Origin of the sequence: Aliivibrio sifiae (genome assembly GCF_002954705.1) — a bacterium.
Lineage (GTDB): Bacteria > Pseudomonadota > Gammaproteobacteria > Enterobacterales > Vibrionaceae > Aliivibrio > Aliivibrio sifiae_A.
On the sequence record NZ_MSCO01000002.1, the window covers coordinates 557,278 to 559,077 of the forward strand.

Annotated in this window: 2 protein-coding genes; both read left to right on the forward strand. The window is 32.3% G+C overall.

From position 1 onward, the window contains the following. The first annotated feature begins 139 nt into the window (after window positions 1–139). A complete protein-coding gene (locus BTO22_RS13530) occupies window positions 140–754 on the forward strand; it encodes a hypothetical protein (protein ID WP_105055956.1) in 615 nt (204 codons plus the stop codon). Next, window positions 751–1,794 (forward strand): DUF262 domain-containing protein, encoded by a 1,044-nt coding sequence (locus tag BTO22_RS13535; protein WP_105055957.1) that lies wholly within the window; start codon window positions 751–753, stop codon window positions 1,792–1,794. The genes BTO22_RS13530 and BTO22_RS13535 overlap by 4 nt, the downstream gene beginning before the upstream one ends. Window positions 1,795–1,800 lie beyond the last annotated feature (6 nt).

Genomic DNA, 1,800 nt, shown 5'->3' on the forward strand with positions numbered 1-1,800 from the left:
ATGCTGCCTAACTTCATCTCATTTTTGAAATGAAGCTAGGAGGGATGATTGAATCTGTGGTATTTTACTCTAAGTAAGAAAAGGGTTGTGAATAGTGATTTTAATTGAGTTTATTAATGTTGTGGAGTTAAAAATATAGATGGCGATAAGCAAGCAAGAATTAAAAAGCTTAATGCTAAAAAATACGCCCTTAGATTTTTGTAGGATGTATTTATTTAATCAAGAAACCTATCTATTCGAAAATGCAAATGAGTTCAATATTAAAGGTTCTTATCATGAATTAAAGTGTGAAATTGCAAATTTATTAAATACATCACCAAATAGTGTGGCTATTGTAGGTAGCGGAAAGTTTGGATTTAGTATGAATCCAACCAAATCTGAGCTTTTGAAAGAATTTAATTCAAAATCTGATCTGGATATTGTTATTGCATGCCCTCAGAGCTTTGAAAAGATTTGGCTTAATCTGAGGGATGCATACTATAGCAACCAAAGCGACGTCCAAAAACATCATGCCAATGATATTTTTTCAAAGTTTATTGTTGTAAATGATAAAATGGAATATAACAGTGATCATATGAGAAGTACCTTAACTTTGCTTGGTGAAATGAAGAAAGAAATTAAAAAAAAGTTTCGAATCAAGCAAACTATTAATTATAGAATTTATGCAAATTGGTCCGATGTGGAAGCTTACCATGAGTTTGGTATTGGCCACCTTCAACGCGCATTAGAAACTGGGAGAGGAAAAGATATATGAGTGCTATTAATGAAAGAATCCAACCAGGACGACCAACTATTTCTGAGCTTGTGAAGGATTTAAATTCTGGAAAGTACTTTATCGATAATTCATACCAACGGAGGTTGGTATGGGTTGAAAAGCAAAAAGTACGATTAATAGAAACTATCTTAATGGGATACCCAATGCCAGAGTTTTATCTTTGGCAACAACCTGTTGATACTGAAACCGGAGATCAACGCTTGAGTGTAGTTGATGGGCAACAGAGAATGAGTTCAATCTCCAAGTTTATAGGTGGTGAATGGAGTTTGAAGTCTAAGTACCTAGACAATAAAGACGCAGAATATGCAGATAAAAAGTGGTCCGAATTACCAAGTGAATGTAAAGAGAAAATTTGGAACTATGTAGTTAACATTAGAACTATACCATTCGATTTTGAACGTGATGAAATCGTAGTACTTTTTAAGCGATTAAATGAGACGGATAAATCACTTAATCCTCAAGAAATTCGGAATGCTGAATTTGATGGGTTGTTTTTAAAAGCATCAGAAGAAGTTGCTAATAATCCTTTGTTTAATTCTTGGAATATATTCTCTGACAATGAAAAACGTCGGATGACAGACATAACTTTTGCAAGTAGTTTGTTAATTTATCAGCGAAATGGTATTAGTAATGATAGTGTTGCTAATATAAATAAAGCATACGACTTATTTAATGAAATTTATGAAGATAAAGAAAAAGATTTAAAGCGTATTACAGAAACTTGTTCTTTCATCGATAGTATATTTAAAGAATACGATGAAATATCAAAATTTTTCTCATCAACTGTTCATCTGTATAGTTTATTTGTTGCAATTGATTATCTACAATCTGAGTGCTTCGAACTTACTTTACTTCCACCAAAGTTGCTTAAATTTATTGAAATATATAAGTCAGGAGATAAAAATACATCTACTTTAATCTCTGAATATAGAGTAGCTTCACAAGATGCTACTCGCAGTAAAAAGAGTAGAGAGATAAGGGTGGAAAGTCTTGTTGACTGGGTTAACTCAGCAGACTAATTATTG

Excerpts from the sequence above, each read along its gene's own strand:
- BTO22_RS13530 (WP_105055956.1), top strand. The coding sequence starts at position 140 with ATGGCGATAAGCAAGCAAGAATTAAAAAGCTTAATGCTAAAAAATACG.
- BTO22_RS13535 (WP_105055957.1), top strand. The coding sequence starts at position 751 with ATGAGTGCTATTAATGAAAGAATCCAACCAGGACGACCAACTATTTCT.